Source organism: Amycolatopsis sp. w19 (genome assembly GCF_051373225.1).
Taxonomy (GTDB): domain Bacteria; phylum Actinomycetota; class Actinomycetes; order Mycobacteriales; family Pseudonocardiaceae; genus Amycolatopsis; species Amycolatopsis japonica.
In genome coordinates this window covers 1-531 of the sequence record NZ_JBPQFM010000089.1, presented here as the reverse complement: position 1 = coordinate 531, position 531 = coordinate 1, and the positions used below count along the sequence as shown (strand labels likewise).

Here is a 531-nt window from a genome sequence, read left to right as displayed (position 1 = left end):
CGTTCTAAAAGAGTCTATCGAGGGTTTTATTTTGACAATGATGTTTTGAGTATCATTGATCGTGTCCCAAAAAGTTATAAATCAGAATTGATAAATGAAGCTTTAAGAAAAGTGTTTAAAGAAAAAGGTTTATTAGATTGAATAAAAGCACTCACCTGTACAAAAGGTGAGTGCTTTTATCTTTAGATGCTTCTTATAATAACCATTATGTTAACTAAAGATGTATATGTCATACAGCTAAAAAAGAGAAAGAATTACCCTAAAATAGGTAGTTGCTTCTCTTTTTTATTTCGTGTACTGCTTTCCCCAATTACACATAGTTTCTGTTATAGGTAGAAGAGATAGTCCTTTATCACTCAAAAAATATTCTACTTTCGGTGGAATTTGGGAATATTCTTTACGTACAATGAGGTTTTCTCTTTCTAGTTCTTTCAACTGTTTGCTTAACATGTTATGTGTAATACCATTAATGGCTCTTTTTAATTCTCCATACCTCATGACCTTTCTATATCCTAAATTGAAAATAATTAA

Annotated in this window: 1 protein-coding gene; it reads right to left on the bottom strand. The window is 29.9% G+C overall.

The window, feature by feature from the left end:
- Window positions 1-285: 285 nt before the first annotated feature.
- The coding region (locus ACSMFO_RS40245; protein ID WP_436462554.1) for a winged helix-turn-helix transcriptional regulator at window positions 286-531 on the bottom strand (246 nt) is incomplete at its 5' end.